19 protein-coding genes are annotated in these 21,213 nt (G+C 72.8%); 11 read left to right on the top strand and 8 right to left on the bottom strand.

Annotated elements, in window-relative coordinates; all coding sequences use genetic code 11:
* Nucleotide 1: 1 nt before the first annotated feature.
* Together ACQB60_RS15355 and ACQB60_RS15350 are read right to left on the bottom strand one after the other, a co-directional pair.
* A complete protein-coding gene (locus tag ACQB60_RS15355) occupies nucleotides 2-2,245 on the bottom strand; it encodes an OmpL47-type beta-barrel domain-containing protein (protein ID WP_496926646.1) in 2,244 nt (747 codons plus the stop codon).
* Nucleotides 2,245-4,770 carry a ThuA domain-containing protein gene (locus tag ACQB60_RS15350; RefSeq protein ID WP_496926512.1) on the bottom strand — a complete coding sequence of 842 codons (2,526 nt, stop codon included), beginning with the start codon at nucleotides 4,768-4,770 and terminating at the stop codon, nucleotides 2,245-2,247. Before ACQB60_RS15350 ends, ACQB60_RS15355 begins: the two co-directional genes overlap by 1 nt.
* A gap of 248 nt (nucleotides 4,771-5,018) precedes the next feature.
* On the opposite strand from ACQB60_RS15350, the gene ACQB60_RS15345 reads away from it, so the two are divergent.
* The 4 genes from ACQB60_RS15345 (at nucleotide 5,019) to ACQB60_RS15330 (ending at nucleotide 8,710) form a co-directional block, all read left to right on the top strand.
* The gene (locus ACQB60_RS15345; RefSeq protein ID WP_496926511.1) at nucleotides 5,019-6,068 is read left to right on the top strand and encodes a multicopper oxidase domain-containing protein; all 1,050 of its coding nucleotides are present in this window, start codon (nucleotides 5,019-5,021) and stop codon (nucleotides 6,066-6,068) included.
* Nucleotides 6,069-6,140: 72 nt separating this feature from the next.
* Nucleotides 6,141-7,133 (top strand): ArsR/SmtB family transcription factor, encoded by a 993-nt coding sequence (locus ACQB60_RS15340; protein WP_496926510.1) that lies wholly within the window; start codon nucleotides 6,141-6,143, stop codon nucleotides 7,131-7,133.
* 169 nt (nucleotides 7,134-7,302) lie between these two features.
* Nucleotides 7,303-7,944 carry a peptidoglycan-binding domain-containing protein gene (locus ACQB60_RS15335; protein ID WP_496926509.1) on the top strand — a complete coding sequence of 214 codons (642 nt, stop codon included), beginning with the start codon at nucleotides 7,303-7,305 and terminating at the stop codon, nucleotides 7,942-7,944.
* Nucleotides 7,945-7,990: 46 nt separating this feature from the next.
* Nucleotides 7,991-8,710 carry a C39 family peptidase gene (locus tag ACQB60_RS15330; RefSeq protein WP_496926508.1) on the top strand — a complete coding sequence of 240 codons (720 nt, stop codon included), beginning with the start codon at nucleotides 7,991-7,993 and terminating at the stop codon, nucleotides 8,708-8,710.
* A 21-nt stretch (nucleotides 8,711-8,731) separates the two neighbouring features.
* On the opposite strand, the gene ACQB60_RS15325 is transcribed toward ACQB60_RS15330, so the two are convergent.
* From ACQB60_RS15325 to ACQB60_RS15300, 6 genes are read right to left on the bottom strand one after another with little or no spacing between them, the layout of a single operon-like run.
* A complete protein-coding gene (locus tag ACQB60_RS15325; protein ID WP_496926507.1) occupies nucleotides 8,732-10,195 on the bottom strand; it encodes a thiolase family protein in 1,464 nt (487 codons plus the stop codon).
* Nucleotides 10,149-11,723: an AMP-binding protein gene (locus tag ACQB60_RS15320; RefSeq protein WP_496926506.1), complete on the bottom strand. Its 1,575-nt coding sequence runs from the start codon at nucleotides 11,721-11,723 to the stop codon at nucleotides 10,149-10,151. Before ACQB60_RS15320 ends, ACQB60_RS15325 begins: the two co-directional genes overlap by 47 nt.
* A gap of 6 nt (nucleotides 11,724-11,729) precedes the next feature.
* Entirely contained in the window at nucleotides 11,730-12,314 is a 585-nt protein-coding gene (locus ACQB60_RS15315) for a biotin transporter BioY (RefSeq protein ID WP_496926505.1), read from the bottom strand.
* The gene (locus ACQB60_RS15310; RefSeq protein ID WP_496926504.1) at nucleotides 12,311-12,973 is read right to left on the bottom strand and encodes an energy-coupling factor transporter transmembrane component T family protein; all 663 of its coding nucleotides are present in this window, start codon (nucleotides 12,971-12,973) and stop codon (nucleotides 12,311-12,313) included. The genes ACQB60_RS15315 and ACQB60_RS15310 overlap by 4 nt, the downstream gene beginning before the upstream one ends.
* A complete protein-coding gene (locus ACQB60_RS15305; RefSeq protein WP_496926645.1) occupies nucleotides 12,970-13,647 on the bottom strand; it encodes an energy-coupling factor ABC transporter ATP-binding protein in 678 nt (225 codons plus the stop codon). Before ACQB60_RS15305 ends, ACQB60_RS15310 begins: the two co-directional genes overlap by 4 nt.
* 2 nt (nucleotides 13,648-13,649) lie before the next feature.
* Nucleotides 13,650-14,066 (bottom strand): acyl-CoA thioesterase, encoded by a 417-nt coding sequence (locus tag ACQB60_RS15300; RefSeq protein WP_496926503.1) that lies wholly within the window; start codon nucleotides 14,064-14,066, stop codon nucleotides 13,650-13,652.
* Between the two features lie 160 nt (nucleotides 14,067-14,226).
* Between ACQB60_RS15300 and ACQB60_RS15295 the strand changes: the two genes are divergently transcribed.
* The 7 genes from ACQB60_RS15295 to ACQB60_RS15265 all read left to right on the top strand — a co-directional run bounded on the left by ACQB60_RS15295 (nucleotide 14,227) and on the right by ACQB60_RS15265 (nucleotide 21,199).
* On the top strand, nucleotides 14,227-15,225 hold the full coding sequence (locus ACQB60_RS15295) for a zinc-dependent alcohol dehydrogenase family protein (protein WP_496926502.1): 999 nt from the start codon (nucleotides 14,227-14,229) through the stop codon (nucleotides 15,223-15,225).
* 114 nt (nucleotides 15,226-15,339) lie between these two features.
* Complete coding sequence (locus tag ACQB60_RS15290; protein ID WP_496926501.1) at nucleotides 15,340-16,632, top strand: adenosylmethionine--8-amino-7-oxononanoate transaminase; 1,293 nt, start codon at nucleotides 15,340-15,342, stop codon at nucleotides 16,630-16,632.
* 93 nt (nucleotides 16,633-16,725) lie between these two features.
* Nucleotides 16,726-17,445 (top strand): dethiobiotin synthase, encoded by a 720-nt coding sequence (gene bioD / locus ACQB60_RS15285; protein WP_496926500.1) that lies wholly within the window; start codon nucleotides 16,726-16,728, stop codon nucleotides 17,443-17,445.
* Nucleotides 17,446-17,679: 234 nt separating this feature from the next.
* Entirely contained in the window at nucleotides 17,680-18,741 is a 1,062-nt protein-coding gene (bioB, locus tag ACQB60_RS15280; RefSeq protein WP_496926499.1) for a biotin synthase BioB, read from the top strand.
* Nucleotides 18,742-18,777: 36 nt separating this feature from the next.
* The gene (locus ACQB60_RS15275) at nucleotides 18,778-20,118 is read left to right on the top strand and encodes a cytochrome P450 (RefSeq protein WP_496926498.1); all 1,341 of its coding nucleotides are present in this window, start codon (nucleotides 18,778-18,780) and stop codon (nucleotides 20,116-20,118) included.
* Nucleotides 20,119-20,180: 62 nt separating this feature from the next.
* Nucleotides 20,181-20,834: a 4'-phosphopantetheinyl transferase family protein gene (locus tag ACQB60_RS15270; RefSeq protein ID WP_496926497.1), complete on the top strand. Its 654-nt coding sequence runs from the start codon at nucleotides 20,181-20,183 to the stop codon at nucleotides 20,832-20,834.
* Nucleotides 20,834-21,199 (top strand): HEAT repeat domain-containing protein, encoded by a 366-nt coding sequence (locus ACQB60_RS15265; RefSeq protein WP_496926644.1) that lies wholly within the window; start codon nucleotides 20,834-20,836, stop codon nucleotides 21,197-21,199. Before ACQB60_RS15270 ends, ACQB60_RS15265 begins: the two co-directional genes overlap by 1 nt.
* The last annotated feature ends 14 nt before the right edge of the window (nucleotides 21,200-21,213 follow it).

Genomic DNA, 21,213 nt, shown 5'->3' with positions numbered 1-21,213 from the left:
GCTACAACTCCTTGACGCGGATGTCCCGGTACGAGACGACGTCCGTCACGCTGTGCACCTGGAGCCCGAGATAGCCGGAGGCGTAGCGCCGGCCGTCCGTGCCCGGGTCGTCCGAGCGGGGCGGGTTGAAGTCCTGGCCGCCCGTGTTGTCGAACTCGTTGAGCAGGACGCCGTTGCGGTAGACCGAGAAGTGCTGGTCCACCACGCGGATCTCGTAGTCGTTCCACGTGCCCTTCGGGGTGACGCCCGCTCCGGCGAGGCCCACCCGGTCGAAGCCGTAGATCGAGCCGGTCTTGTACATGTCGCCGTCGGGGCGGTCGAGCACCTGCACCTCGTGCCCGTACTTGATGGCGACCCACTCCGGGCGCGGCTCCTCCGGGTGGTCGTGGACGTGCGGGAAGCGCACGAAGACACCGGAGTTGGCGTTCCCGTTGCCCGGTGCGTCGTCCCGCCACTGGAGCTTCAGGGAGAAGTCGCCGTACTTGCGCTTCGGGAACCACAGCATGCCCATGCCCTCGACATTGGTGGCGCTGGTGAGGGTGCCGTCGGCGTTCAGGGCGAACCTGCCGCCGCCCACCTGCTCCCACTGGTCGAAGGACTCCTTGGTGCCGTCGAAGAGCTTGCGGTAGCCCTCGGTCTGGCCCGGCTTGCCGATGCCCGACTGCTTCGCCGCCTTGTTGATCTTGTTGTACTCGCGCTGGTCGATGACGCCTTCCTTGAGGAGCCGGTCGGTGATGGTCTTCACGTGCTTGAGGAAGAGCGCCTGCGACGTCCACTCCTTCTCGTCCTCGATGAGCTCGTTGATGCGGCAGCGGTTGTTGGTGACCCGGTTCGGGATGCCCGTGTCGACCGTGCCGACCAGGACCGTCAACCGCTCGTCGTACTCGGGGCAGTTGGGGCCCGGCACGCCGCCGCCCTCGGCCACCGTGAAGGCGGCGCTCTTCGCCTCCGCCGTGTTGCCCGCCTTGTCCGAGGCGCGGTAGGCCACCGTGTGCCGGCCCACGCGGTCGACGACGACCGGCGCCTCGTACGCGAGGTAGGGGCCGCCGTCCAGCGAGTACTCGACCTTGGCGACGCCCGACTCCGCGTCGGTCGCGGTGACCGTCACCTTCGCCCTGCCGATGTAGGCGCCGTCCGAGTTCTTGTCGCCCTCGACTTTCGCCGAGGTCTCCGGCGGTGTCCTGTCCTCGACCGGCGGCGCGACCACCGTGAACTCCACGGACTTCTCCGCCGCCTGGTTGCCCGCCTTGTCGGTCGCCCGGTAGCGGACCTTGTGCGTGCCCGCCTCGTGGACCATCACCGGGGCCGTGTACGGCTGCCAGGCGCCGTCCCCGAACGCGTACTCGGTCGTGTTGACGCCGGAGCCCGTGTCGGAGGCGGAGACGGTGACCGTCGCCATCCCCACGTACTGGCCCTGGTCGTTCTTCTCGCCGGTCACGGTCGCCGAGGTCTCCGGCGGCGTCCTGTCGTCCGTGGGCGGCGCCACCACCGTGAAGTCGACGGACTTCTCCGCCGCGACGTTGCCCGCCTTGTCGGACGCCCGGTAGCGGATCTTGTGGGTGCCGACCTGGTCGACCACCACCGGAGCGGTGTACGGCTGCCACGCGCCGTCCCCGCCCACCGCGTACTCGACCTTGTCGACGCCCGAGCCGCCCGCGTTGTCGGTGGCCGTCACCGAGACGGTCGCCGAACCGACGTACTGCCCCTGCGAGTTGGTGGTGCCGTCGACCTTCGCCGCCGTCTGCGGCGCCGTGGTGTCCGAGCCGCCGCCGTCGGTCACGACGAGGATGCCCTGCATCGACTCATGGCCGGGGATCGTGCAGTGGTAGCGGTAGCGGCCGGGGGTGAGCGTGACCGTGGCGGTGTGCTTGCCGCCCTGGTCGTCGTTGGGGTTGGCCAGGATGTTCAGCTGCACGTCGTTGTTGTACTCGGGGTCGGACGTGTCGAACGTCAGCGTGTGCGGCATGCCCGTCGTGTTGCCGGTCGCCGTGCTGTTCTCGAAGACGATCGTGGTCTGGCCCGCGACCGCCGTCGTGGGCGCCGAGGCGTACTTGGTGATGTCGTCCCCGGCCGTCCACGTCAGGGTCTGCTGCTGCTCGGCGAGGCCCGAGTTGTCCGGGCGCCCGTAGGCCGCCGTCGACGACAGGCCGAGCACCATCAGAAGCGACGCGAACAGCGCCGTCCACAGTCTGCGTCGGGACCGTCTGGACCGTCCGGATCGCTTGGATGCCGTAGCGGAGCGCATCATCCCGCCTTCCTGGCCAGCTGACCGGCGGCCGGAGTCGCCGCGCCGCCCTGGTACGTCACGCGCCACAGCGCCGACTTGGAGTCCGAGGTGAAGAAGCCGCGCCCGTAGTCCAGGACGTACAGCGAACCGTCCGGGGCGAACTTCCAGTCCATGAGGTTCTTGATGTTGTCGTTGCCGATCGGCACGATCTTGCGCAGCGACTCCGCGTGCACCGGGAGCCCGCCGCTGCCGACCGTCTTCGGGTCGGTGAGCACCGCGTGCCGGGGCTGGTCGCCGTCGTAGAAGTCGCCGACGAACCACTTGCCGTCCCAGTACGAGGGCCACTTGTCCGTACTGGAGCTGGCGGCGTCGTAGCGGTAGACCGGGCCGTTCATCGTGGCCTGGCCGCCGCCCTTGAGCCACGGCAGGAGCAGCTTCTGCTCCTCCGTCTTGTAGCTCGGCACGCCGTTCGCGTCGCGCGGGTAGTCCACGCCGCCGCCCTGGGGCGAGTACCAGATGTTGTTGGCCTCGGCCGGCGGGATGTTCACCAGGCCGTCGTTGTTGGGCGACTCGTTCTTGAGGTGGTCGCAGTCGTACCAGCCGAGCGGCTTCGTCGGGTCCGGCAGATTGCGGTCGCGGTAGGGCTGCTTGTTGCCCATGCAGTACGGCCAGCCGCGGTTGGAGGCGTGCGTGATCGCCGCGAACGTGTCGTACTTGGCCGGTCCCCAGGTCGTCGACGGCTCCCCGGCGTCCGGGCCGACCCACCCCGCGTACAGGGTGTCGGTCTTCTTGTCGATCGAGATGCGCGCCGGGTTGCGGACGCCCATCACATAGATCTCGCCGCGCGTCTTGCCGCCGCCCTCGTCCGTCTCCTTGCCGGTGAAGAGGTTCCCCTCGGGCAGCGTGTACGTGCCGTCGGGCTCCGGGTGGATGCGCAGGATCTTGCCGTTGAGGTTGTTGGTGTTGCCCGCCGTACGGCGCGCGTCCGCGAACGAGACGCCCTTGAAGTTCGGCTGCGGGTTGTTGCCCGAGTAACCGTCGCTGAACCGCGAGGAGTTGTTGTCACCCGTCGCGATGTAGAGGTTGCCCTTGGAGTCCCAGGCCATCCCGCCGCCCGCGTGACAGCAACTGTGGATCTGCACCGGCCACTTGAGCAGCACCTTCTCGCTGTCCAAGGCAAGCTTGTTCGTTGCGAGATCGAGCGTGAAGCGGGAGACGCGGCGCTCGGCCATGTGCGTCTCGCGGTTGATCTGCGAGTGGGGTGTGTAGTGCAGATACACCCAGCCGTTCTGCTCGAACTTCGGGTCCAGCTCGATGCCGAGGAGCCCCTCCTCGACCTTGACGAGCTCGTCGCCGCCGCCCTTGTTCCCGAAGACGGAGAGCGCCCCGGCCAGGGTCACCTTCTTGGTCTTCGGGTCGTAGACGTGGATCTCGCCCCTGCCCTTGCCGATGTCGGGGTTGTTCCAGTCGGTGACGACCGGCTGGGAGGCGTCCGCGCCGCCGCGCCCGATGTACAGGACCCGGCCGTCGGGCGCCGTGACCAGGCCGTGCGGCTCGCCGATCTGGTCGTTCCGGCCCGGCTGGTTGGGCTGGGTGAGGCGCTCCGCCTTGTAGTGGGAGGTGATCGTCGCCTTGCAGTCGGCGCGCGAGAGGCGGGTGGTCCACAGCAGGGCGCCGCGCAGGTGGGAGCGGAAGTCCACCTCGTCGTACGAGGAGGTGGTGCCGCCCATGCCGGTGTAGAAGGAGCGGCCGCCGTCGTAGTCGCGGCACCACGACACCGGGTGGTCCCAGCCGTTCTTGCTCGCGCCCGGCTGGTACGTGGACTCGCGGACCCGGGCGACGGTGTGCACCTCGCCGGAGGGGTTCGCCGTCCAGTTCAGCCACTGGTCGGGGCGCTTCCACTGGAGGGGGAGGTCCTTGGTCGCGGGGTGCTCGCGGTCGCCGACCTCAACGGTCGCTCGCTGCACGGCCGTTGGGCTGGCATCGGCGGGGCGGGCGCCGATCAGGCCGGTGAACCAGTTCGAGTAGGGCTCGGCGCGGGCCGCGTCGTGGATGCCGAGGAAGCCGCCGCCCGCCTCCATGTACGCCTCCAGGCCCGCCTCCTGTTCGGGGTCGAGGACGTCGCCGCCGCCGGTCACGAACGTGATGGCGTTGAACTTGCCGAGCTTCGTCTCGTTCGTGAAGACCGAGGCGTCGTCGGTGGCCTCGACCGTGAAGCGCTGGGCGGCCGGGCCGGACTGGCCGATCTTCTCGATGGCCTCGATCGCGGCGTTCACGACGGGCGACTCGTCGCCGTCCGCCGCCGAGCCGTAGAAGATCAGCACCTTGACGTTGGCGCCGCCCGGCGGCTTGGGGAGCGACATCGTTGTCAACGGCGGTTCCGGGTAGGGGCGCGCCGAGGCCGCCTGGGCGCTGAGCGCGCCGGTGACCAGGGCCCCGGCCAGCAGCCCGGCCGCCCAGGCGCGCCGCGTGCTGCGTCGTCTCTGTCTCGATCTGCTCAACCCTCGTGGAATTAAGGGCCCTTGATGCGGTGTCAGCCGCATGGGTTCACCCACCCCTCGTCGGTCACGGCAACAGCGCCGATGAAGCTAGACGCCTTTTACGCGAACGCCAATAGGAATGACCGGGATTCGACGAACTTTGTCCAGCACGTGGATAAACGAAGATCCTCCCGCTACCGTGTGGCCGCCCCGGGGGTTGTCTCCTTGCGCCCCGTCAGCCTCCGCAATCTCTGCGATCTCCGTAATCTCCGCAATCTTCGTAATCTCCGTTCGGCAGTGGGGAGTTCGACATGAACAGACGCAGCTTCAACCGGCGCCTGGTCCTCGGCGGGGCGGCCGCCGCGACGGGGATGACATCGTTGTCGCTGTCGGCGCCCGAGCAGGCCACGGCCGCCGCGCCGCCGAAGACCGCCCCGGCGGGCGGCGAGGTCCGGCACATCAAGATGTACGCGGAGAAGCTGCCGGACGGGCAGATGGGCTACGGCTTCGAGAAGGGCAAGGCGTCCATACCCGGCCCGCTGATCGAGCTGAACGAGGGCGACACGCTGCACGTCGAGTTCGAGAACACGATGGACGTGAACGTCAGCCTGCACGTCCACGGCATGGACTACGAGATCAGCAGCGACGGCACGAAGATGACCAAGAGCGACGTCGAGCCGGGCGGCAAGCGCACCTACACCTGGCGCACGCACGCGCCGGGGCGGCGGCCGGACGGGACCTGGCGGCCGGGCACGGCCGGCTACTGGCACTACCACGACCACGTGGTGGGCACCGAGCACGGCACGGGCGGCCTGCGCAAAGGGCTCTACGGGCCGGTGATCGTGCGCCGCAAGGGCGACATCCTGCCGGACAAGACGTTCACGGTCGTCTTCAACGACATGACGATCAACAACCGGCCCGCCCATGAGGCTCCCGACTTCGAGGCGACGGTGGGCGATCGGGTCGAGTTCGTGTCGATCACGCACGGCGAGTACTACCACACGTTCCATCTGCACGGGCACCGCTGGGCGGACAACCGCACGGGCCTGCTGACCGGGCCGGACGACCCGAGCCAGGTCCTGGACGACAAGATCACGGGTCCGGGCGACTCCTTCGGCTTCCAGGTGATCGCGGGGGAGGGGGTGGGGGCCGGGGCGTGGATGTACCACTGCCATGTGCAGAGCCACTCGGACATGGGGATGGCCGGGCTGTTCCTGGTGAAGAAGGCGGACGGGACGATCCCGGACTACGAGGGGCACGGGCACGGGGCGGACAAGAAGAGCGCGCCCAAGTCGGCTGGGGCCGAGTCGGGTGCGTCCTCGTCCGGCGGGCACAAGTCGGCCGGGCACGACCACGGTTAGAGGTCCGTGCCGCGAACATGTCCTAGCCTGGTGCCCCGTTGAGGATCACACGGCAGGCACGGAGGCGGGGCCATGCTGCGGGTGCACTTCACGTCCGAGGACCTGGCGCGGGTGCGGGTGGCGCCGGGGCCCGACTTCCTCTGGGAGATCTCCAACAGCGTCCAGACGCTCCAACGCCGGGACGGGGCCCGGGTGTTCGGGGAGTGGCGAAGATGGGCGCGGCCCCGGCTCTCCGAGAGCTGCCGGCTGCTGTCGCCGCTGCTGCCGCCCCGGGGCTACTCGCCGGACTTCCTCACCCCGACCTGCGGCGAGTCCGGCACCCTGCGGGCGGCCGTGGACACGCTGGTGCGCACGCCCCGGCGCCGGCTGCGCGCCGATCTGGCCCAGCTGGCGTCGGTGCGCGAACTCCCGCGCTGGACCGGCTCGTTGGCGGGTGGCGACAGCGACGTGCTGCGGCTGCTCGGGCGCGCCGTGCACACGTACCACCGCGAGGCGCTCGAACCCTTCTGGCACCGCATCCGCGCGGACGTCGACGCCGACCGCATCATCCGTCTGCACGACCTCCTCGACGGCGGGACGGACGGGCTGCTCGCCGGGCTCGGGCCCCAGTTCCGCTGGCGGCCGCCGGTCCTGGAGGCCGCCTACCCCGTCGAGCAGGAGCTGTGGCTCGGGGGCCGGGGCATCGTGCTGCAGCCGTCGTTCTTCTGCTGGCCCACGCCGATCACGCTCGCGGACGCGGAGCTCGCGCCGGTGCTCGTGTATCCGATCGGGCACTCGGCGGACTGGGCGGCGGCAAGCGCCAACGGCCGCTCGGGAACGGCTGGTTCGGGGCCTCTCGGACCGCTGCTCGGGCAGACCCGTGCCGCCGTTCTACGCGCGGTGCGCACCGGTTGCTCGACCGTGGAGCTGGCCCGGCTCCTCGACGTCACGCACCCGGCCATCAGCCAGCACGTGAACGTGCTGCGGGCGGCGGGTCTGGTCACCACCGTGCGCAAGGGGGGCCGGTCCTTCCACGTGGCGACGGCGGAGGGGCGGGCGCTGCTGCGGAGTGCGGAGCGGGCCTGACCTTGCGGGGTGTGCGAGCGGGCCTGGCGTACAGGCCGACCGCACGGGCGTAAGCCTGGGCTTTCACTGTTTGGTTCTGACGTGGCCATGGCGGGACGCTGGCGCGGCTGTCACACACGGACGTGCCCCCACCGCGACCGGAGGACCAACGTTGCGCCCCCACATACGTATGCGAAGTGCCGCCGTCTCGGCCGTACTCGCCGTCACCTGCGGCGTCCTCGCCGCACCCGGCGTCGCCACCGCCGCCGCCCCGGCCCCGCACCACGGCCTGAAGTGGTTCCAGGAACAGCACGGGCTGCCCCGCACCGGCGAGGTCGACGCCCGGACCGCGCGGGCCCTGGCGAAGGCGCCCGACGCCGAGCTGCACCGGACCTTCCGCACCGCCGCCGACCTCGGCCCCGAGGAGCTCGCCAACGCCCGTACCGTCATCGGCGTCGGCAAGGGCGCGGGCATCCCCGAGCAGGGGCAGGTCATCGCGCTCATGACGGCGATGCAGGAGTCCAAGTTCGTCAACTACCTGACGCCCGTGGACCATGACTCGCTCGGCATCTTCCAGCAGCGGCCCAGCGCCGGCTGGGGCACCCCCGAGCAGATCACCGACGTCCCCACTTCCTCCAAGTCCTTCTACGGCGTCGCCGACTTCGGCCACAACCCGGGTCTCCTCCAGATCGCGGGCTGGGAGACCATGCCGCCCGGCGACGTGTGCCAGGCCGTCCAGGTCTCGGCCTTCCCGGACGCCTATGCGCAGTGGGAGGGGTTCGCGCGCGACCTGCTCGCCCAGGAAGGCCCGACGGTCCCGCCCGTTCCGTGAGCCGCGCAGCCTCCGTCCCACCTCTCACACCCTGTCAGGAGCCTTCATGCGCAAGAGACTTGTCGCCTCAGCGATAGCCGTCGCCGCCGTCGGCGCCCTCGTTGCCCCGGCCGTCTCCCCGGCGGCTGCGGCGGAACCCACCCCGCACCCCTCGTCCGTCTCGGTGCTCGGCCACGGCTCCGAGGCGGGCACGGCCGTCGTCAGCGGCCGCAACAAGCCCGGCACCCGCTTCCACGTCGACTCCGTGCGGACCAGGAGCGCGCACACGCTCCAGGTCGACTACCAGGTCCAGGAGACCGGGTACTGGTGCGGCCCGGCCGCCACCCGCATCGCGCTCTCCGCCCGCATCGGGCCACCCAGCCAGGGCGATCTCGCCGCCCAGCTCGGCACGACCGAGAACGGCACCGACCACATCAGCCAGGTCACCGGCGTCCTCAACAACAACCTCGGCACCGGCTGGTACGAGACCAAGGAGATGCCGAACGACCCGCCCACGCAGGCCCAGAAGGACCTGCTCTGGAACGACATCGTCCTCGACATCAACAACAACTACCCGATCGTCGCGAACATCGTCGCCCCGCCGAACAACCACCCGCCGGGCTACCCGAACGAGACGATCTACCACTACTTCACGGTCATCGGCTACGACGACGCCAACGGCACCGTCCTCATCGCCGACCCCGCCTCGTTCGGCGGCAACCAGATCTACTGGCTCTCCTTCGACCAGCTGGCCACGCTCATCCCGCCCAAGGGGTACGCGGCCTGACGTACCGTCACCGAAGCGCTCTCACTGCTGTGCGGTCGTCGTCATCGAGGTGAACAGGGCGGTGATCCCGAGGCCCCCGGCGATGCCGAGCATCGCGAGGGCCCGGGAGCCCACCGGCACACCCGCGTCCGGCTCCCGGACCAGCTGGCTGAACAGGCGCGTCACCAGGATCGCCCCGGACGCCCCGAAGGGGTGCCCGAGCGCGAGCGCCCCGCCGTCCAGGTTGACCCGGTCCACGGTGATGCCCAACGCGTCCAGGCTGGCCAGGACTTGGGAGGCGAACGCCTCGTTGAACTCGATGCGCTGCACGGTGCCCTCGCGGTGCCCGTGACCGGGCGTCACGAGGTCGAGGTGCGGGCGCCGGGCCAGCAGCCGGGAGGTGGACGCGATCGGACCGATGCCGAGGACGTTCGGGTCCACCCCCGCACTCGCCGCGTCCTCGAACCCGAGCACGACCCGGTGCCCCAGCTCACGGGCGACGGCGCGGCTCGTCACCACGACCATGGCGGCGCCGTCGTTGAGCGGGCAGGAGTTCCCGGCGGTGACGGTGCCGGGTGTGGGCGCGGAGCCGGGCGTGGTGCCGGGCACCCCCGGGGCCCGGGTGTCGGGGGCGGCCCCCGCCGTCGCGGTGTCGGGCGCGGGCGGGGTGCCGGTGCCGGGTGCGTCTGCGGTGCGGGTGTCGGGCGCGCCCGCACCGGTGGCGCCGGGTGTCCCCGCCGCGCCGGTGTCCCGCCCGAAGAGCGGACGCAGCGCCGACAGCGCGGACAGGGACGTGTCCGGGCGCGGGCACTCGTCCGCGTCGACCGTGCCCCGCGCCGTGCGGACCGGGGTGATCTCCGCCGTGAAGCGGCCCGCCCGCTGCGCGGCGACCGCGCGGCGGTGGCTGCGCAGGGCGAACTCGTCCTGGCGGCGCCGCGAAATCCCGTACCGCGCCGCGACGTTCTCGGCCGCGACCCCCATGTCGGGGTCGCCCACCTCCTCGGGGGCGAACCGGGCCCGGCCGTAGAACTCGGGGAGCGCGCCGGGGCGCGACGGCTGCCGCACCCGCCACGGGGCGGTGCTGACGCTCTCGCCGCCGCCCGCCAGATACACGTCGCCCGCCCCCGCGGCCACCAGTCGGCAGGCCAGCACGACCGCCTCCAGGCCCGAGCCGCACTGCCGGTCCACGGTCACCCCGGGCACCGACACCGGAAGGCCCGCCTCCAGGGCCGCGAGCCGGGCGAGGTTGCCGCCGCCCGCGACCGCGTTGCCCACGAGCACGTCGCAGACCCGGTCCGGCGCCACCCGCGAATCGGCCAGCGCCGCGCGGAGCGCCGTCGACACCAGCGTGGCCGCCTCCACACCCGCCAGCGCGCCGCCCGCCCGGCCCACCGCGGTGCGCCGGGCGGCGATCACCACCGGCAGCCGGTCGTCGGGGAGGCCGCCGGCGCGGAGCACCTCAGGACGGGGTGCCCGGGGGGAGCGGGGCGAGCCGGGCGTCGTCATGGGCGATCCACTCCTCGATGCGGCCGCGGGCTATCTTGCCGCTGCCGGTCAGCGGCCACTCGGACACGGCGTAGAAGCGGCGGGGCACCTTGTAGCGGGGCAGCGCGGGCCCGCACAGCTCGCGGATCCGGGCCGCCGTGAGACCGTCCGCGCCGGGGCCGCCGAGCGCGGCCACGAGGGCCGTGCCCAGGTAGTCGTCGGGGATGCCGGTGACGATGGCCGTGTCGACGCCGGGGAGGCGCAGCAGGGCGGCCTCCACCTCGGCGGGGTACACGTTCAGGCCGCCCGTGACCACCATGTCGCCGCGCCCGATGAGGTGCAGATGGCCGTCCTCCGAGAGGCGGCCGAGGTCGCCGACGGTCGCCCACTCGCCGTCGGTGCGGTAGCTGCCCTCGCCCCACAGATACCCGGAGCAGCGCAGCGGGCTGCGGACGTGGACGAGGCCGGGGCTGCCCGGCGCGACGGACGCGCCGTTCTCGTCGCGGATCTGGAGGGTCACGGAGGGCCAGGGCAGGCCGACGTCGCGGGCCGCGGGCTCCGCACCCGGGGCGCCGACCGTGACGAAGCCGAGTTCGGAGGCGCCGTAGTACTCCGTGACGTGGGCCTCCGGCAGCACCTCGGCGACCGCCGGGACGAGTTGCGGGTCGAGCTTCGCGCCACCGCTGATGACGGCGCGCACCCCGGGGAACTTCTGCCCGGCGGCCCGCGCGGCGGACCCGAGCGCGATGATCATCGTGGGGACGAGGACCAGGCGGCGCAGCTCGGCGGTGGCGAGGCGGCGGACCACCGCATCCGCGTCGAAGGAGCTCAGCCCGTGGAAGGCGGCGCCGCTCTCCAGGCACTCCGCGAACGCGTACAGGCTCAGGCCGTGGGCGAGCGGCCCCGGCGCGAACGTGTGCGCGTCGGCGTCCACGCCCCACACCTCGTGCCCCTCGGCGAGGCTGACCCGCCACGAACCCCGCGACCGGTAGAAGGCGTTGGGCACCCCCGTGCTCCCGGAGGTGAAGCCGACGAGGAACGGCGTGGCCGCGTCCCCGGCCACCAGCTCGGCCGCCGGGTCGGCGTCCCTGTGCCCGGCGAGCCAGGTCTCGTACGTCGACGGGGAGCTCGACGGGGAGCCGTCCTCGCCCGCGACGAGGGTGTGGATGCCGAGCCCGGCCGCCGCCTTCCGTAAGTCCGGCCGGCCGGACGGGAGCACCAGGAGGTCGGGGCGCAGCCGGATGAGCACCGAGCGGGTCTGCTCCGCGCCCCACGACGGGTCGAGCACCGCGCAGGCGCCGTCCCCCGCCGTCGCGCCCACGAACAGCTCGGCGAACGCCGGGTGGTTGCCGGTCCCGAGGGCGAGGAGCCGGTCACCGGGGCGCTGCCAGGAGCGGTGGCGCGAGGCCACCTCGCGCAGCCCGGCGGACACCGCCGCCGCGCGGGCGGCGAGCCGGCGGTACGTCTGGACGCGGCCGTCCAGGACGAACGCCGCACGGTCTTGGCGCGGGCCCGCCGCCGACTCGGCGACTCGGTGTGCCAACGGCATGCGCGTTCACCTCGGTTCGATCGGGTACGAGCGCCGCACGCCGTGGGCCACGAACGCGGCGACGGCCGCCTTGCACAGGTCGCCGACCGCGAAGTACCCGGCCCCCACCGCGGCCTTCCTCATGCTGAGCCCGGTCGACACGGAAGTCCAGGGCACCCCGATCGCATAGACGACGACAAGACCGCCGACGACGCAGGCCCCGAAATAGGCCGCGAGCTGCGGGAGTCGGCCGGGCACCCGCAGCACCACCGTCTTCACCAGCAGTCCGGTCACGAACGCGCCCGGCACCCAGCCGAGCAGATATCCGCCGGTCGGCCCCGGGATCACCCCGAGCCCGCCGCGGCCCCCGGCGAGCACCGGCAGGCCGATGATGGTCAGGAGCACGATCAGGGCGCACGCGAGGGCGCCGCGCACCGGTCCGAGCAGCGCACCGGCCAGCATCACGCCGAGCGTCTGCATCGTGATCGGCACCGGGACGACCCCGATGCTGACCGGCGGCGCCAGGCCCAGCACGACGATGATCGCGCAGAAGAGGGCGATCAGGACGATGTCCCGGGTCTCGGTCGGGCGGCGGCGCTCAGCCACGGTCATCGGGCGGCCTTTCCTCGGGGCCCGCCCCGCCGGTCACGGTGGGCGGCCCGGGTCGACGGGGGCGGATAGCAGCGGGCGTCGATGGCGGCCGCGATGTCGTCGGCGGAGCGCAGCACCCGGATCACCAGCGGCACGACGACCGCCACCGGACTGCTCCGCAGCCCCCGGGCCGCCTGCGCCTCACGGATGTCCTGAAACTGGTGGAACACCTCGGGGATGAACCGCAGCGCGAGGGACACCGCGAGCGCCACCGCCGCCGCGTTCACCAGACCCGTGCGCTCCAGGGGCCGCAGCACCCGCTCCACCACGTCGAGCAGGTTCTCGGTCCGGGTGCTCAGCGTCACGGCCAGCGCGCACAGCAGCAGTGTGACCAGGCGCAGGCCCACCACGACCGCCGTGTGCACCGACTCCATGAGCGCGGCGGCGGCCAGGACGATCACCAACACCACGACGGGGCCCTTGAGTTGACGCACGACCTCGCCGCGCGGCGCCCGTAAGGACAGCAGCAGCGCGCACGCGACGACGGCGCACGGCGCGAGCACCGCGACCGAGCGCGTCAGGAACACCCCGACGCCGACGACCAGGAGCGCGCCCAGCTTCCAGGACGCCGGGGTCCGGTGCAGCGGGCTCGTGCCCGGGACGTAGAGGGTCGACCTCATGAGTACCGCTCCACGTACCACGGCACGGCCGTCTCCGGCTTGCTGTCGTGCACGATGCGGCCCGCGTCGATGACGAGGACCCGGTCGTACCCGGCGAGCAGGTCCAGGTCGTGGGTGAGGACGACGGCCTGCTGGGGCAGGGCGGCGACGGCGTCCCGGATCAGATTGCGGTTGCGCAGGTCGAGCAGGGTCGTCGGCTCGTCGAAGACGACGGTGTCCGGCTCCATCACCAACACCGCGGCCAGCGCGACGAGTTGCTTCTCGCCGCCGCTCAGGGCGTGGCTCGGCCGCTGGGCGAGCGCCTCGATGCCGAACCGCTCCAGCTGTGCCACAACCCGGCCCGGGATCTCCTTGCGGGGGACGCCGGTGTTCTTGAGCCCGAAGGCCATGTCCTCCTCGACGATGGGCAGGACGATCTGGTTGTCCGGGTTCTGGAAGACGAAGCCGACGCGGCGCCGGATGGCGCGGGCGTGCCGGGCGGTGTCCTGCTCCCCGACGTGGACCGTGCCGTCGCTGGGCAGCACCAGGCCGTTGAGGAGCCGGGCGAAGGTCGACTTGCCGGAGCCGTTCGCGCCGATGACGCCTATGCGCTGCTCGGTCAGCTCCACGGTCAGCGAGTCGAGGACCGTGCGCGGACCGAAGCGCACGGACACGTCGTCGAGACGGATGCGCAAGGTCACTCGGCCCGGTCCGCGGGCGGTTCCTGATCGGGGGCGTCCGCGGGCCGTCCCAGGACGGCCAGGGCCGCACGCGTCGGCTCGGGCAGCGGCCGGGGGCGGCCGCTCTCCTTGTCCACGCAGACCCACACGACCTCGGCCGTCGCGACCGGCACCTTGCCCTCGTCCAGGGTGAGTTCGGCGCCGAAGGTGAGGCTGCTGTTGCCGATGCGGCGCACGCGCGCGTCGATGTCGAGGACGTCGTCGAACCCGGCCGCACCGTCATAGCGGAACTCGACCTTCCGCACGTGGTAGACCACGCCGTGGGAGTCCGCGCCCGGGTCGAAGCGCGCCATCAGGCCGCCGTCCCGCAGCAGTTCGTTGATCGCGGTCTCCACGTACGAGAAGTACACCCCGTTGTGCACATGCCCGTGCATGTCCACGTCCGAGAACGGCACCCGCCTCTGCACCGACGCCCCCACCCTGCCTGTCCCGCCCGCGTACGCGACCTGCGTGTACGCTCCGGACGTCCGCGCCCGGTGATCAGCACGGTACCCAGGAAGCACCGGGCTGTCATCAGCGTGTGAGGGACGCCCCATGACCACCGACCGCCTCCGAGCCATCGTCAGGACGTTCGGTCCCGCCGCCGACGTCGTCACCACCGAGCGGTACGCGCCCGAGCGGCCCGGACCCGGACAGGTGGCCGTCCGCATGCTGCTCGCCGGCGTCAACCCCTCTGACCTGGTGACGATTTCAGGCGCGTACGCGTCCCGGACCACGCTGCCGTTCGTGCCCGGCTTCGAGGGCGTCGGCGTCGTCGAGGAGACCGGCCCCGGCGTGGCCGAGGTCACGGCGGGGCAGCGGGTGCTTCCGCTCGGCAGCGCGGGCGCCTGGCAGGAGGTGAAGGTGACCGAGAGCCGCTGGTGCTTCCCCGTGCGCGCCGGCCTCGACGACACGCAGGCCGCCACCGCCTACATCAACCCGCTCACCGCCCACTTGATGATCCGTCAGAAGGTGCGCCCCGCGCCCGGCGCCGTGGTCGCCGTGAACGCAGCCGCCTCCGCCATCGGCCGCACCCTGCTGCGGCTGCTGACCCGCGCGGGCGCCCGCCCCGTCGCCGTGGTCCGCCACCCCCGCTCGCTGCCTCAACTGGACGGTGTCGTCGACCCGTCGGCGATCGTCTGCACCGCCGACGGGCCCGCGGGCGCGGCCCTGCGCGACCTCACCGCGGGCCGCGGCGCCGACGCCGTCCTCGACGCGGTGGGCGGCCCCGACGGCGCCGACCTGTGCCGCGCCCTGCGCCCCGGCGGCACCCTCGTCCACTACGGGCTCCTGTCCGGGCGGCCCCTGCCGCACGACCTGTGGACGGAACGCCCGGACGTCCGCGTCGTACTGTTCCGGCTCCGCGACTGGGTGCACACCGCGGACCGGGGCCGCGTCGCCGCCGCCCTGGACAAGGTGTACGACCTCGTCCTGGACGGGACGGCGGCGACGCCGGTGGCGGGGACGTATCCCCTGAGCGTCGTACGGGAGGCGCTGCTCGCGGACGGGGCGGCGGGGCGGACGGGGAAGGTGCTCATCGACTGCCGTAGGTGACAACCGCCTTGTCCGGCGCGGGAGATGGGGGAGTGGCCGGTCTCCGCCGCCGCGACCCCGCGCCGCCCGACGCGGCATTCCCCGGTGCGCCCCACCCGCCTATGCTCGGGCGCCGTGACGCCCGATGAGCTGCTCGCACTCGACCGCAGGCACGTCTGGCACCCGTACGCCCCCATGCCGGGCACCCGCCCCCCGCTGATCGTCGCCTCCGGGCACGGAGCGCGCCTGGAGCTCGCCGAGCCCTTCGAGGGGCAGACGGAACTCGTCGACGGCATGTCCTCCTGGTGGGCCGCCATCCACGGCTACGCCCACCCCGTCCTGGACGCCGCCGTCCGCAACCAGCTCGGCCGGATCAGCCACGTCATGTTCGGCGGACTCACCCACGAGCCCGCCGTCCGGCTCGCGCGCCGCCTGACCGAGCTCGTGCCGGACGGCCTGGAACACGTCTTCCTCTGCGACTCCGGCTCGGTCTCGGTCGAGGTGGCGCTCAAGATGTGTCTGCAGTACTGGCGTTCGCGCGGGCGCCCCGAGCGGCACCGGGTGCTGACCTGGCGCGGCGGCTACCACGGCGACACCCTGCACGCGATGTCCGTGTGCGACCCGGACGGCGGCATGCACGGCATGTGGCGGGGCGTGCTGCCCGAGCAGCTCTTCGCGGCCGCGCCGCCCGACGGCTTCGACGCCCCCCTCGACCCCGGCTACCGCGACCACCTCGCGGACCTCCTGGAGCGGCACGCGGGCGAGCTCGCCGCGGTCATCGTCGAGCCGGTGGTGCAGGGGGCGGGCGGGATGCGCTTCCACCACCCCGCGTACGTCCGGATGCTGCGCGAACTCACCCAGGAACACGGGGTGTTGCTGGTCCTCGACGAGATCGCCACCGGCTTCGGCAGGACCGGCGAGCTGTTCGCCGCCGACCACGCCGGGGTGCGCCCGGACGTGCTGTGCGTCGGCAAGGCCCTCACCGGCGGCTACCTCTCCCTCGCGGCCACCCTGTGCACGGAGGAGGTGGCGCGCGGCATCTCCGAGGGCGAGCTCCCCGTCCTCGCCCACGGCCCGACGTTCATGGGCAACCCCCTCGCCTGCGCCGTCGCCGGAGCCTCGCTCGACCTGCTGGCGAGCGGGGGCTGGCGCACGGACGTGGCCCGCGTCTCGGCGGGGCTGCGGGCCGGGCTCGCCCCGGCGGCGAAGCTGCCCGGCGTCACCGACGTACGGGTGCTCGGCGCCATCGGGGTCGTCGAGCTGGACCACCCGGTGGACGTGGCGGCGGCCACGAGCGCGGCGGCCCGCCGCGGCGTGTGGCTCCGGCCGTTCCGTGAACTCGTCTACGCGATGCCGCCGTTCGTGTGCGACGAGGGCGAAGTGGCGCGGATCGCATCGGCGTTGACGGCGGCGGCGGAGGCGGGTTGAGGGGAATCCCTGAAGCCGCCGGACACGGCATCCCCCGAGCCGTCGAACGGCATCCCCTGAGTCGTCGAGCAGAGAGACGGAGACACGAGGTTCATGACAGTGCTGGGTGTGACCGGGACCGGTACGAGCGTCGGCAAGACCGTCACCACCGCGGCCATCACCGCACTCGCCCTCGCCGCGGGCCGCCGCGTCGCTGTGGTGAAGCCCGTCCAGACGGGGGTGCGGCCGGGCGAGGACGGCGATCTGGCCGAGGTGGCGCGGCTCGCCGGACCCGGCGCCACGCTGCGCGAACTCGCCCGCTACCCCGAGCCGTTGGCGCCGGACACGGCCGCGCGCCGGGCCCGGCTGCCGATGGTTCGCCAGGAGGCGGCCACCGCCGCCGTACGGGAACTGGAGGCGGCCCACGACCTGGTGCTGGTCGAGGGCGCCGGGGGACTGCTCGCCCGCTTCGACGACAAGGCGTGGACCCTCGCCGACCTCGCCGCCGACCTCGGCGCGGCCGTCGTGGTGGTCGCCGACGCGGGCCTCGGCACCCTCAACGCCACCGCGCTCACCGCCGAGGCCCTGGACCGCAGGGGCGTCCGCTGCCTGGGCGCCGTCATCGGCAGCTGGCCCGCCGCGCCGGACCTGGCGATGCGGTGCAACCTCGCCGACCTGCCCGAGATGGCCGCGACCCCGCTCATCGGCGCGCTGCCCGAGGCGGCCGCCGCACTCGACCGCGCGGCCTTCCTCGCGGCGGCCGGGTCCGGGCTCGGCGCGGCGCTCGGCGGCCACTTCGACCCGGCGGAGTTCGCGGCACGCTGGCCCGCCTGACACCACGGCCACTGCGACACCACGACCACTCCGACACCACGACCACTCCGACACCACGGCCACTCTGCATCCCACGGCCGCGCGCCACCCTGTCCTGATGTGCCCCCTTTACGGTGTCTGAGGTCACCGGAATACTCGTCGACGGCGTACGGCATCCCGTATGCACACCCCCTCCCTCTCCGCCGTATCGCGTAAGACTCCACCCCCTGTCGCGCAAGAGAGGAACCCGCCGTCGTGCTACTCGTCGACACCCTCACCGAGAAGGCGCTGCGCCGCGAACCGCCCACCCGCGAGGAGGCATTGGCCCTCCTGCGCTCCTCCGACGACGACATCATGGACGTCGTGGCGGGCGCGTCCCGGGTGCGGCGCCACTACTTCGGCCGCCGGGTGAAGCTGAACTTCCTCGTGAACCTGAAGAGCGGGCTCTGCCCCGAGGACTGCTCCTACTGCTCCCAGCGGCTCGGCTCCGAGGCGGACGTCCTCACGTACAAGTGGCTGCGGCCGGAGGAGGCCGCGCGGGCCGCGGCGGCGGGCGTCGCCGCGGGCGCCAAGCGGGTCTGTCTGGTGGCGAGCGGGCGCGGCCCCACCGACCGCGACATCGCCCGGGTTTCGGACACCATCGCCGCGATCCGCGCGGACAGCCCGGACGTCGAGGTCTGCGCCTGCCTCGGGCTGCTCTCCGAGGGGCAGGCCGAGCGGCTCTGCGACGCGGGTGCCGACGCGTACAACCACAATCTGAATACGGCGGGCGACCGCTACGCGGACATCTGCAGCACCCACACCTACACCGACCGGGTGGAGACCGTCGAGCAGGCCAAGTCGGCCGGTCTCTCGCCCTGTTCGGGGCTCATCGCGGGCATGGGCGAGTCCCCGGAGGACCTGGTCGACGTGGCCTTCTCGCTGCGCGCGCTCGACCCCGACTCGGTTCCGGTCAACTTCCTGATGCCGTTCAAGGGCACCCCGCTCGCGAGCGAATGGGCCCTCACGCCGCAGCACTGTCTGCGTATCCTGGCGATGGTCCGGTTCGTCTGCCCCGACGTCGAGGTGCGCCTCGCGGGCGGGCGCGAGATCCATCTGCGGGGCCTGCAGCCACTTGCCCTGCACATCGCCAACTCGATCTTCCTCGGGGACTATCTGACGAGCGAGGGCCAGCCCGGCGCCGCCGACCTGGAAATGATCAGGGACGCCGGGTTCGTGGTGGAGGGCATGGCGGAGGTGACCATGCCCGAGCACCGGGACGACGTGGTCGCGGTGCGCAGGCGCGGCGCGGGGACGGCACTGCCGCCCAACGCCTGATCACGACGCTACGGGGGGCTCGGCACTGTGGAACAGATGGACGTCATGAGCATCGGCCCGGCGGGCGCGGGCGCGGGCGCGAGGCCGGGCACCGGCACTGGCACAGGCACCGGCACCGGCACGGCGGTCGGCGGCTACCTGAGCGCCGCCCAAGTCGACCTGTTCTCACCGGAGTTCCTCGCCGACCCCTACCCCCTCTACGCGCGGCTGCGCGAGAGCGCCCCCGTCCACCGCGACGAGCGCACCGGTCTGTGGCTGGTGAGCCGGCACCAGGACGTGCGCCGGGTGCTGCTCGATCCCGAGACGTACCGCCCCGACAACACCCTCGACGCGCTGGTCCGGTTCTCCGTACCGGCGCTGCGCCGACTGGCATCGGTGGGGTTCAGCCTGCCGCCGACCCTCGCCAACAACGGCTCGGCCGGGCACGCGGGCCTGCGGCGGCTCATCAGCGGGATGCTCGGCGGCGCCCAAGTGGCCGCCGCCGTCCCGCTGGTGGAGGGGCTGACCGAGGGCTACCTGGACGGCGTGGAGGCGGATCTGGCGGCGGAAGGGACCTGCGAACTGGTGGCCGCCCTCACCAGGGACCTGCCGTTCGCGGTGATGCTGAACGTCCTCGGTCTCGCCGACGAGGTGGCGGTGGACGTCGACGTCCTCGCCCGCTGGAACGATGCCTCGCTGGACCTCTTCTGGGGCCTGCCGCCCCGCGCCCGCCACCCCGAACTCGCCGCCCGGGCCGCCGAGTTCTACTCCTGGCTCGGCACGCTCGCCGAGCACGCCGACCCGGGGCGGCCCGGCATGCTGGGCAGGCTGGCGGCGCACCGGCACCCGGACGGGACGCCGCTGCGGCGGGAGGAGATCGTCGCCGTCTGCTACTTCATGATCATCGCTGGTCAGGCCACGACGGGTCAGATGCTGGCGACGATGCTGCTGCGCGGCCTCGCGGACCGCGAGCTGTGGCCGCGGCTCGGCACGGAGAAGGGACTGGCGGCGGCGTGGGCGGAGGAGATGCTCCGCCGCGAGCCCCCGCTCACGACGTGGCGCCGCGTCACGGCCCGCCCGGTCCGCCTGGGCGAGGTCGAACTCCCCGCCGGAGCCGGGCTGTTGCTGATGCTGGCCGCGACGGGCAGCGACCCGGACGTCTTCGACGCGCCCGAACTGCTCTGCCCGCACCGCCCCGGCGGCCGCGAACACCTCGCCTTCGGCGTCGGCCGCCACCGCTGTCCCGGTGCGCGGCTCGCCCGCATGGAGGCCGAGGTGGTGCTGCGCACGGTCTCGACCCGCCTCCCCACGCTCCGCCTGGCCCGCCCCGCCCACGAGGTCCCCATGACGGGCCTCCTCTCGTTCCGCGCCCCCGCGAGCCTCCCGGTGACGCGGTGAGAGGGCGGGGCCCCCTGGCGCGTACGGCTGACACGGCAGAAATCCTCACCCGCCACGGCGGCTTGCGGCGCTCTCTGTCCCGCCTGACGCCGCCCGAACGGACGCGGGCGCAGCGGCTGCGCCCGACGGACCGCAGGGACTTCGTGGCCGGGCACCTTCTCGTACGGGAGTGCGCGGCCGCGGTCCTCGGCGCACCGCCGCGCTCCTTGGAGGTGACGCAACAGTGCGCCCACTGCGGCGGCCCCCACGGCAAACCGCTGCTGCCCCGGGCCCCCGCACTGCACCTCTCCCTCTCCCACTGCCCCGGCCGGGTGGCCGCAGCGGCGGCGTGGGAACCGATCGGCGTGGACGTGGAGCCACTCCCGCAGGGCACGCACTGGCACCGGGCGGCCGCCCGCGCGCTCACCCCGCGGGAGAGGGCGGCGGTCGACGCGTCCACCGACCCCGCACGGGCCTTCGTACGCCAGTGGGTCCGCAAGGAGGCGTTCGTCAAGGCGGGGGAGGCCCGGCTCGGAGGGCTGCGGAAGCTGGATCTGTCGGGGCTGCCGGTGGAGCCCCGGGCGGGGGTTCACCTGGCGCTCTGGGGGGAGTGGCACGTGCTCGACTGGGCGGAGGAGTGGGGGAGCGGGGCGGTGGTGTGCCGGTCGGAGCCTCGTCTCGGACCGGATCCGGTCGTCGTAGGGGCGCGTGAGACGGTGGGCTTGTGCCGGAGGTGATGGATGGCTGGGAGACGGCTCTGACCGAGGCGACGTCTCCTTCCTGGTCGCGACGTGCCCGTGCCGGGCGCCGCCTCGCCGCCCAGGCGGAGGTTCCGGAGGTCGCGGAGGTGCTGCTGCGGCTGCTGCTGGACGGCGAGGACACGGCCGTGACGCGGCAGACGGCGGAGGCGCTGGCGCGGACGGGGACGGCGGCCGCCGCGCGCCTCCTCGCCCGCGCGATGGCCGAGGCGGACGACAGCCAGGCGGACTGGCTGCAGACGGGGGTGGAGGACGCGGTCGCGGGGCCGGAACCCGTAGAGCCGGAACCCGTAGAGCCGGAACCTGTAGAGCCGGAACCTGTAGGGCCTCCGCCACTTGATTGACCGTGAGGTGGGCG

The sequence above is a fragment of the Streptomyces odontotermitis genome (assembly GCF_050510915.1).
Lineage (GTDB): Bacteria > Actinomycetota > Actinomycetes > Streptomycetales > Streptomycetaceae > Streptomyces.
Note: the sequence above shows the minus strand (reverse complement) of the source record. Positions and strands in the feature narration are given on the sequence as shown.

What these genes read in the sequence shown, in the direction of transcription:
- ACQB60_RS15355 (WP_496926646.1), bottom strand. Translation starts at nt 2,245, where the DNA reads ATGCGCTCCGCTACGGCATCCAAGCGATCCGGACGGTCCAGACGGTCC.
- ACQB60_RS15350 (WP_496926512.1), bottom strand. Translation starts at nt 4,770, where the DNA reads ATGCGGCTGACACCGCATCAAGGGCCCTTAATTCCACGAGGGTTGAGC.
- ACQB60_RS15345 (WP_496926511.1), top strand. Translation starts at nt 5,019, where the DNA reads ATGAACAGACGCAGCTTCAACCGGCGCCTGGTCCTCGGCGGGGCGGCC.
- ACQB60_RS15340 (WP_496926510.1), top strand. Translation starts at nt 6,141, where the DNA reads ATGCTGCGGGTGCACTTCACGTCCGAGGACCTGGCGCGGGTGCGGGTG.
- ACQB60_RS15335 (WP_496926509.1), top strand. Translation starts at nt 7,303, where the DNA reads ATGCGAAGTGCCGCCGTCTCGGCCGTACTCGCCGTCACCTGCGGCGTC.
- ACQB60_RS15330 (WP_496926508.1), top strand. Translation starts at nt 7,991, where the DNA reads ATGCGCAAGAGACTTGTCGCCTCAGCGATAGCCGTCGCCGCCGTCGGC.
- ACQB60_RS15325 (WP_496926507.1), bottom strand. Translation starts at nt 10,195, where the DNA reads ATGACGACGCCCGGCTCGCCCCGCTCCCCCCGGGCACCCCGTCCTGAG.
- ACQB60_RS15320 (WP_496926506.1), bottom strand. Translation starts at nt 11,723, where the DNA reads ATGCCGTTGGCACACCGAGTCGCCGAGTCGGCGGCGGGCCCGCGCCAA.
- ACQB60_RS15315 (WP_496926505.1), bottom strand. Translation starts at nt 12,314, where the DNA reads ATGACCGTGGCTGAGCGCCGCCGCCCGACCGAGACCCGGGACATCGTC.
- ACQB60_RS15310 (WP_496926504.1), bottom strand. Translation starts at nt 12,973, where the DNA reads ATGAGGTCGACCCTCTACGTCCCGGGCACGAGCCCGCTGCACCGGACC.
- ACQB60_RS15300 (WP_496926503.1), bottom strand. Translation starts at nt 14,066, where the DNA reads ATGCACGGGCATGTGCACAACGGGGTGTACTTCTCGTACGTGGAGACC.
- ACQB60_RS15295 (WP_496926502.1), top strand. Translation starts at nt 14,227, where the DNA reads ATGACCACCGACCGCCTCCGAGCCATCGTCAGGACGTTCGGTCCCGCC.
- bioD (WP_496926500.1), top strand. Translation starts at nt 16,726, where the DNA reads ATGACAGTGCTGGGTGTGACCGGGACCGGTACGAGCGTCGGCAAGACC.
- ACQB60_RS15275 (WP_496926498.1), top strand. Translation starts at nt 18,778, where the DNA reads ATGGACGTCATGAGCATCGGCCCGGCGGGCGCGGGCGCGGGCGCGAGG.
- ACQB60_RS15265 (WP_496926644.1), top strand. Translation starts at nt 20,834, where the DNA reads ATGGATGGCTGGGAGACGGCTCTGACCGAGGCGACGTCTCCTTCCTGG.